A 7,441-nucleotide genomic window follows, 5' to 3' on the forward strand; every position below is an offset into this window, starting at 1 on the left:
CCACGGTGTAGATCTCCGAGCCCTCCCTGCTCACACAGAAAGGACATAGATAGTGGGCGACTTTTACTCCGCCCGCAGCGGGCCAATCCCGCCGCTACCGTGGTCTAGTTTTCCACCGCCGTTCCCATTCGGCTGGACGCGGTTGTATGAGCGTCATGTCGATGCCGTTGCAGAAGGCCTTGAGACGGTCCAGAGCGGCGAGTGTTTCGTCTGCGAGGTCGCGATGAGCGCGGGCGGCCATCAGAACGGTCCGTGCCTGCCGCTGCAGGGCGCTCAGCTCCCGGCGGGTGTAGAAGTCGGCTTTTGTTGCCTTCCGCTGAATGTGCGCGCAGCGCGGCGCAAGAGTGACCGCCCAGGCGTGGAGGGCATGCTGGTCGGCGACGAGTAATTGCAACCGGTCTCGGTTAATGGCCCGCCCAGCAACGGGCGTGACTAAGGGTTTGCGGGGAAGCTCCCACATGATGACGATCTCCGATATTGATGATGTGAGGGCGGTGGTGCGGATCCCCCTACGATCAGGCGGCGAGGCGCATCTCGCGGGCTGCTTCGAGGCGCTGGGCCTCGGCGCAGGCCTTGACCTGCAGATGAGCAGCGGCGCGGCTCTGGGGCTGCACCCCGACGACATCCCAGTGTTGCTCGTCGATGGTGCCCTTGGCGGCAACCTTGTCGGCCACGCGCTCAGCGGCGGCCAGAGAGGCGAAGGAATGGCGAAGCTGATACTTCGCGCCCGAGACGGCGATGGCGATCACGACCGGCGTCGAGCCCAACAGCTTGGCGTCGACGGTGAGAACCTTCTGACGGATCTTTGGGGTTATGGTGGTCATGGTGGGTGTCTCTGTCTGTCGTTTCGTGTATAACACTGTGATACAATAGAAACAGTTTATGTCTTGCGGTGTCAGCAGTTATCTCACGGCGTATAACGTTATGGAGTGAGATTGATGGCGAAGGATCCGGAGCTGACAAAAACGGTGTGCGTCAGGTTGGAGCCCGAGCTGGTCGAGGCTCTACAGGCGCTCGCGGATGCAGAGGACAGGCCTCTCAGCCAATTCCTGAGGAGGGAGCTGAAGGTCATCGGCGCGCGCTACAAGAAGCCTGTGGGCTGACGGCAGGGCGGGCAAATCCGGCTAAGGCAAATTCCGACCTGCGGCAACTGTGCGGCAAAAACCGTGGGTTGCGATCAACGGACGACGAATGTGTCATCTAAGCGCTTGAAATCACTGGTGCCGGCTAAGGGACTCGAACCCCTGACCCCCTGATTACAAATCAGGTGCTCTACCAACTGAGCTAAGCCGGCACTCGACTTTCGATTGAAACACCATGGCTGGCCCTCGGTTTTCTTGCAGGTCGTAAACTCTTGAAACTTCAGAGTTTTTCTCTGCATCGGCCCCCGAGGCGCTTGTCTGGGGTCTCAGAAGTCCATATGCTCGCGCCAAAATGATCAAGCATGACTTTGCCTCCTACTCCCCGCCTAAACCTCCGGATAATCCAAAGAGTTAGGTCCCGTCGAGCTGATCCTCGGGGATAAGGAACGAAGGTCGTGAGGCTTGGAACGGCACTAGGACTTCGACAAGGCAAATCGCACACTCAGGGCCCTGAAGGCAACAGGGAAGTGACATGAGATGAGACTCGCCAACTCCATCAAGTGCAGGGTCGGCGTGAACGGCAGCCGCGTCCTGTGCTTCTCCATGTGGGAGGGCGAGAAACTCTGGAAGCTGCGACTGGGGGAGATCCCCGCGCTCACCGAGAGCGAGAGCGTGCTCTTCCGCTCTTTCACCCGTTCGATCCCAGCCAGATGCTACGGCAGGTGACCGCGGCTACGCTTGCGCGGCGGTTTCTCCGTGCCAGGCAGCATGCCCACGGTGATGGCCAGTTCTTCGAGCGGCTGATTGAACTGGTCCGGTGAGAGCTTCTCGGAGCGGGCGGCAAACTTCTTGCGCTGCCGTTGGCGCATCATCTACTCGAGCCGTCCCTGTGCCTCTTTGGCTTCGGCAAGAGCGGCTACGCGTGCACCCGAGCTCAACCCTGTCGAAAACATCTGGCAGTACCTTCGGGCCAACTGGCTCCCCAACAGTGTCTTCGAAGCTTATCACGAGATCATCGAAGGTATATGCGACGCTTGGCAGAAGCTCATTGCCAAACCAGATACCACCACCTCAATTGGAATACGGCAATGGGCACATATCGGTCAGACCCAATGACCGTTTGTATAACAGGCAAAGGCTCTAAAGGCGACTGGATGAAAGTTCAGTGGCAGGTCACATACCATGATCTTCAACCGGTCACCGCGTTTCGATCTGAAGATCACCATGAACCCGAATAAAAAGCCGAGCCTCAACTCGTTCTGTACGATCAGCGCCAGTGCCGGGTCACCGCAGCGCCCGCACCAGTGCCATGACACGGTGATCCGGAATATCGCCAGGAACCCGCATCATCAAGCCGCCGCAGATTTCGATTGTGATGCTCCCTTCAGTTGGTCTCTTGTCTTTCTCTCCCGGAGGCCACCATCACCGGTGTGAAGATCGGCCCACGATTGCCAATGATGTCTGCCATCATCTCAGCCGGCAAGCTCAAAGGACCCTCGCGCGCCTGCCGCCGCGAAGCCGAAAGCTGGTGGGAGACCAGCCTATGGCGGCGTGCTATCTCCGCTACACGCACGAAAGCTCTCTGCAACAATCCGTGCCTTCAAGTTATTGGTCTACCGCCAGTAAGCCCGTGTTCGACGGACGATCTCTATCTGCCTGTCGAAACCATCCGCAACATCCGTCATCGCCTCCTTCTCATGATCGATCAGGACGGCCCCTTCTTTTCTGCGGTGACGGCGGAACCCGGATATCCAACGGGGCGCAGACGGCGCTTTCTGCCATTGCAACGCAACAGTATTCCGTTCACTGCTCCAGAGATGTTGGGGGTTGTCACCCGCTGTGCGGCGTGGTCTGGCATCGAAGGCTTCAATCCCGTACTGTCTTGTGCCTTGGCGGCCAACCCTTCTTCAGAGTTTGACTGCCCTTTGGAAAATTTTAACTGCTGAGTTGCTGATAGACGCTGATGGTCCAGCATTTCGACTTGGTCATATTCGATTGCGACGGTGTGCTCGTTGACAGTGAGATGCTCAGTGCTGAGGTCCTCATGGCCATGATGGCGGAAGCAGGCTTGCCGATCACGCCGGAGATCTTTCGTGCGGACTTCCTTGGCCGCAGCTTTGCCGCTGCGGCGGCACGCGCAGAGGAGCGCTTTGGGCGGCCGCTGCCTCCGGGCTTTCAGGCGCATTACCGCAAGCGTCTGCTGGCAAAGATGGAAAATGAGCTGACGGCAATGCCGGGAGTTCTCGAGTTACTCCGTGTTCTCGACTCTCCCTATTGCCTGGCCACGAGCAGTAGCCCTGAGCGGCTGGAGGTTTCTCTTGCCGTCACAAGTCTCGCCGACTTCTTCGACGGACGAAGCTTCACCGCATCAGAGGTTGAGAGGGGTAAGCCCGCACCTGATCTGTTTCTATACGCTGCGGGCAAGATGGCGGTGCAACCCTCCCGCTGCATTGTTGTCGAGGATAGCGAAATGGGACTGCGCGCGGCACGCGCTGCGGGAATGGCAGCATGGCATTATACCGGCGGCTCGCATGTGAAGGCGGGTTACCATTTGCCGGAAGACGTGGTGCCGGACCGCAGTATTGCCAGTATGAAGGAGTTAGGCGAAGCGCTCTCGCTTTTCGGGCTTTGCCGAAAGTCAGGCTAAAGGATAGTTTCGCGCCGAACCAACGGAGAGAATGTGGCACGCAAATTTGAGAGCGAGCATGATCGGCTGGATGACGCAGCCCGTGCTGGCTGGCTTTACTACATCGCCGGCAACACCCAGGACGAGATCGCGCGAAAGCTCGGCATCTCGCGCCAAACTGCGCAGCGCCTCGTCTCCCTGGCCGTAAGCGAAAAGCTGATCAAGGTGCGCCTCGATCATCCGATTGGCCGTTGCATCGAACTCTCCCGCCAGCTTTGCGACAAGTTCGGTTTGGCGATGTGCGATGTCGTTCCGGCCGATCCGGCATCCAGTTCCGAGACGGTCGGCGTTGCGGAGGCCGCGGCGGCAGAGCTCGAGCGTTACCTCGTTTCGCAGCATCCGGTGATCGTGGGGATGGGGACGGGGCGCATGCTGCGCGCCGTGGCCGAACAGGTAAGCCCAATGGACTGCCCGCAGCACAAGATTGTGTCGCTCGTCGGCAACATTGCCCCTGATGGTTCGGCCTCACTCTTCGACGTGGCGAGCCGGGTCGGTGACCGGGTCAAGGCGGCGCATTACCCCATGCCGCTTCCCGTGATTGCCACGACCGTACACGAGAAGAACCTGCTGCTCGGCCAGAAAACATTGCGCAACGTGCTCGATCTTGCGCGCCAGGCGGACGTCACCTTCGTGGGCCTTGGTACAATCGATGAGAATGCGGCGCTGCTGCGTGACGGTTTCGTGCGGCACGAAGAGATCCGTTCGCTGGTGCGGGCAGGGGCCGTGGGCGAGATTACCGGCTGGGCTTTCGATTCGGAGGGGCAACTCATCGACGGCCTCACCAACGATCGGGTGCTGAGCGTACCCTTGGACAAGCCGGCAACGCGCAAGGTCATTGGCGTGGCCATGGCGCCGCCGCGTCTGCCCTCCATTCGAGGTGCCCTGCACGGCCGCCTCATCAACGGCCTTATGACCAACGAGATAATGGCTGAACTTCTCCTCGGCGCCTAAGCCGACCGTTCTCGAGAGTTATGCTGCGCTGCAATAAGTGCAGTGCAAGAACGATTCAGCATTGACACATGCCAGGCACCGCAACGAATATCTGCCCGCGTTGTTGGCAAACGCCCAACTACTGCCAATGGGAGGAATGATCATGAACTTCTTTACGAAGGGCGCGCTCGGCGCGCTCATTTTCGGTGCCATGGCGTCGACAGCCCTGGCTGAAACCACGCTGACCATTGCCACCGTGAACAACGGCGACATGATCCGCATGCAGGGCCTGACGGAGGACTTCACGTCCAAGAACCCTGACATCAAGCTCGAGTGGGTGACCCTCGAGGAGAACGTGCTGCGCGAAAAGGTGACGACCGACATCGCCACAAAGGGTGGCCAGTTCGACGTTCTCACCATCGGCACCTATGAAGTTCCGATCTGGGGCAAGAAGGGCTGGCTCGTGCCGCTGACCATGGTCGATGAGCCCTCCGACCTGCTGCCCGCGATCGCCGGCGGCCTCACCGTCGATGGCAAGCTGATGGCCGCGCCCTTCTATGGCGAGAGCTCCATGGTGATGTACCGCACCGACCTCGTTGAGGCTGCGGGCGAGAAGATGCCGGATGCGCCGACCTGGGCAGACATCAAGCGCATCGCCGGCAAGATCACCAATAAGGACAAGGAAATCTACGGCGTGTGCCTGCGCGGCAAGGCCGGCTGGGGCGAGAACATGGCCTTCCTGACGGCCACGTCCAACTCATTCGGCGCGCGCTGGTTCGACGAGAACTGGAAGCCCCAGTTCGATACCCAGGAGTGGAAAGACACGCTCAACTTCTATCTCGACCTGATGAAGTCGGATGGTCCTCCGGGCGCCTCCTCGAACGGCTTCAACGAGAACCTCGCGCTGTTCAACGCCGGCAAGTGCGGCATGTGGATCGACGCCACGGTGGCTGCCTCCTTCGTGACCAATCCGAAGGACTCGACGGTCGCCGACAAGGTTGGCTTCGCGCTGGCGCCGGACAACGGCCTCGGCAAGCGTGGCAACTGGCTGTGGGCCTGGTCGCTGGCGATCCCCGCCGGCACCCAGAAGGAAGAAGCCGCGCAGAAGTTCATCGGCTGGGCCACGTCCAAGGCCTACACGGAACTCGTCGCCTCGAAGGAAGGCTGGGCCAACGTGCCGCCGGGCACCCGCACCTCGCTCTATGCGAACGCGGAATATGCCAAGGTTCCCTTCGCCAAGATGACGCTCGACTCGATCAACTCGGCTGACCCGACCAAGCCCACCGTCAAGCCGGTTCCTTACGTCGGCGTGCAGTTCGTGGCGATCCCCGAGTTTGCCGGCATCGCCACCACCGTGGGCCAGATCTTCTCGGCGGCCCTCGCCGGGGAGAAGACCGCAGACCAGGCCCTCGCCGAAGCACAGGACGTTGCGACCCGCGAGATGACCAAGGCCGGCTACATCCAGTAACCGACCTCCCGGCAACTGGGCTGCCCGGCCTGAGCCGGGCAGCCAACCTTCAGGATATCTCTTCGCATCGTCCGTTCCGGGGCTCACCAATGGCAACGCATCACACTCGTGCATTGGGCAGGATTGCCGTCGCCCCCTCGGTCATTGCGCTGCTCCTGTGGATGATCGTGCCACTGGCGATGACGCTGTGGTTCTCCTTCCTGCGCTATAACCTGCTCGATCCGAACCCGGCCTGTTCGGTTCTCGATCCTGGCCAGCTTTTCGATAAGGCCAACCGCTGCATCGCGGGTACGCGCAACTACTACTACTTCCTCACCGACCCGGCTTTCTTCCGGGCCATGACCAACTCACTCCTCCTGGTGGGCTGGGTGCTGGTGATCAGCGTCGTCGGCGGCACGCTGCTCGCCCTTCTGCTTGACCAGGCGATTTACGGCCGCAGCATCGTACGCCTCATGATCATCGCGCCGTTCTTCGTCATGCCCACCGTTTCGGCGCTGGTCTGGCAGAACATGATGATGGACCCGATCATAGGCTTCATCGCCTGGATCACGAAATCCCTTGGGCTCGGCGCCATCGACTGGTTCACGCATTATCCGATGACGGCGGTGGTCATCATGGTGTCATGGCAGTGGCTGCCTTTCGCCACGCTCATCATTCTCACCGCGCTGCAGTCCTTCGACGAGGAGCAGAAGGAGGCGGCTCAGATGGACGGCACGCCGCCGCTTTCATTCTTCTGGTACATGATCCTGCCCCATCTCGCGCGGCCCATCACAGTCGTCATTCTCATCGAAACGATCTTCCTTCTCAACATTTTCGCCGAAATCTACGTCACGGGCACGGGCGGCCGGGTGGGGAATCTGCCTTTCCTCGTTTACCAGTACGGCCTCATCTCGAATGACATCGGCGGTGCGTCGGCGGGAGGCGTCATCGCGGTCATCCTCGCCAACATCGTCGCATTTTTCCTGATGCGCATGGTCGGCAAGAACCTGGAGAAATAGGACCATGGCGCGCTCTGTTTCGGTCCGGCGAAAAATGGCCTGGCCTGGGCCATTGCGTTCGTGATCTTCTTTCCCATCCTCTGGACATTCCTCACCAGCTTCAAGAGCGAAGGGGACGCCGCGGCCATTCCGCCGCAGTTCCTCTTCTTCGACTGGACGACGGAGAACTACTCCATCGTTCAGGAGCGCTCGGACTATCTCAAGTTTGCCATGAATTCGGTGGCATTGGCGCTGGGCTCGACGTTCTTCGCGCTGGTCCTCGCCATTCCCGCTGCAT

The 7,441-nt window shown here is 60.2% G+C and carries 11 protein-coding genes, 1 tRNA gene and 2 pseudogenes; 10 read left to right on the forward strand and 4 right to left on the reverse strand.

All coding sequences use genetic code 11. The features are described from left to right. Nucleotides 1-94 precede the first annotated feature (94 nt). Nucleotides 95-460: a hypothetical protein gene (locus ACILRA_RS16925; protein WP_395663243.1), complete on the reverse strand. Its 366-nt coding sequence runs from the start codon at nt 458-460 to the stop codon at nt 95-97. Nucleotides 461-515: 55 nt separating this feature from the next. After that, nucleotides 516-824, reverse strand: a complete 309-nt coding sequence (locus ACILRA_RS16930) for a hypothetical protein (protein ID WP_395663244.1) — start codon at nt 822-824, stop codon at nt 516-518. Between the two features lie 114 nt (nt 825-938). Here ACILRA_RS16930 and ACILRA_RS16935 point away from each other — a divergent pair, with 114 nt between their 5' ends. Further along, nucleotides 939-1,103 carry a ribbon-helix-helix protein, CopG family gene (locus ACILRA_RS16935; protein WP_395663245.1) on the forward strand — a complete coding sequence of 55 codons (165 nt, stop codon included), beginning with the start codon at nt 939-941 and terminating at the stop codon, nt 1,101-1,103. 115 nt (nt 1,104-1,218) lie between these two features. On the opposite strand, the gene ACILRA_RS16940 is transcribed toward ACILRA_RS16935, so the two are convergent. After that, nucleotides 1,219-1,294: transfer RNA gene (locus ACILRA_RS16940), tRNA-Thr, on the reverse strand. A gap of 325 nt (nt 1,295-1,619) precedes the next feature. On the opposite strand from ACILRA_RS16940, the gene ACILRA_RS16945 reads away from it, so the two are divergent. Beyond that, nucleotides 1,620-1,808, forward strand: a complete 189-nt coding sequence (locus tag ACILRA_RS16945; protein WP_395663246.1) for a hypothetical protein — start codon at nt 1,620-1,622, stop codon at nt 1,806-1,808. Here the strand turns inward: ACILRA_RS16945 and ACILRA_RS16950 are convergent. Next, a complete protein-coding gene (locus ACILRA_RS16950; RefSeq protein WP_395663247.1) occupies nt 1,796-1,954 on the reverse strand; it encodes a transposase in 159 nt (52 codons plus the stop codon). The genes ACILRA_RS16945 and ACILRA_RS16950 overlap by 13 nt on opposite strands. Before the next feature lie 46 nt (nt 1,955-2,000). Between ACILRA_RS16950 and ACILRA_RS16955 the strand changes: the two are divergent. The 8 genes and pseudogenes from ACILRA_RS16955 to ACILRA_RS16990 form a co-directional block, all read left to right on the forward strand. Continuing rightward, nucleotides 2,001-2,198, forward strand: a pseudogene (locus ACILRA_RS16955) (IS630 family transposase); the annotation flags it as partial. Between the two features lie 66 nt (nt 2,199-2,264). Then, nucleotides 2,265-2,516, forward strand: coding sequence for a hypothetical protein (locus tag ACILRA_RS16960; RefSeq protein WP_395663248.1), 252 nt, complete (start codon nt 2,265-2,267; stop codon nt 2,514-2,516). 20 nt (nt 2,517-2,536) lie between these two features. Next, nucleotides 2,537-3,028: a hypothetical protein gene (locus ACILRA_RS16965; RefSeq protein ID WP_395663249.1), complete on the forward strand. Its 492-nt coding sequence runs from the start codon at nt 2,537-2,539 to the stop codon at nt 3,026-3,028. Between the two features lie 17 nt (nt 3,029-3,045). Further along, nucleotides 3,046-3,729: an HAD family hydrolase gene (locus tag ACILRA_RS16970; RefSeq protein WP_395663250.1), complete on the forward strand. Its 684-nt coding sequence runs from the start codon at nt 3,046-3,048 to the stop codon at nt 3,727-3,729. 33 nt (nt 3,730-3,762) lie between these two features. After that, complete coding sequence (locus ACILRA_RS16975) at nt 3,763-4,719, forward strand: sugar-binding transcriptional regulator (RefSeq protein WP_395663251.1); 957 nt, start codon at nt 3,763-3,765, stop codon at nt 4,717-4,719. A 190-nt stretch (nt 4,720-4,909) separates the two neighbouring features. Then, nucleotides 4,910-6,166 (forward strand): ABC transporter substrate-binding protein, encoded by a 1,257-nt coding sequence (locus ACILRA_RS16980; RefSeq protein WP_395663253.1) that lies wholly within the window; start codon nt 4,910-4,912, stop codon nt 6,164-6,166. A gap of 89 nt (nt 6,167-6,255) precedes the next feature. Continuing rightward, complete coding sequence (locus tag ACILRA_RS16985) at nt 6,256-7,164, forward strand: carbohydrate ABC transporter permease (protein WP_395663252.1); 909 nt, start codon at nt 6,256-6,258, stop codon at nt 7,162-7,164. Between the two features lie 4 nt (nt 7,165-7,168). After that, nucleotides 7,169-7,441 (forward strand): annotated as a pseudogene (locus tag ACILRA_RS16990) (carbohydrate ABC transporter permease); the annotation flags it as partial.

The organism is Aestuariivirga sp. (genome assembly GCF_044239095.1).
Classification (GTDB): Bacteria; Pseudomonadota; Alphaproteobacteria; order Rhizobiales; family Aestuariivirgaceae; genus Aestuariivirga.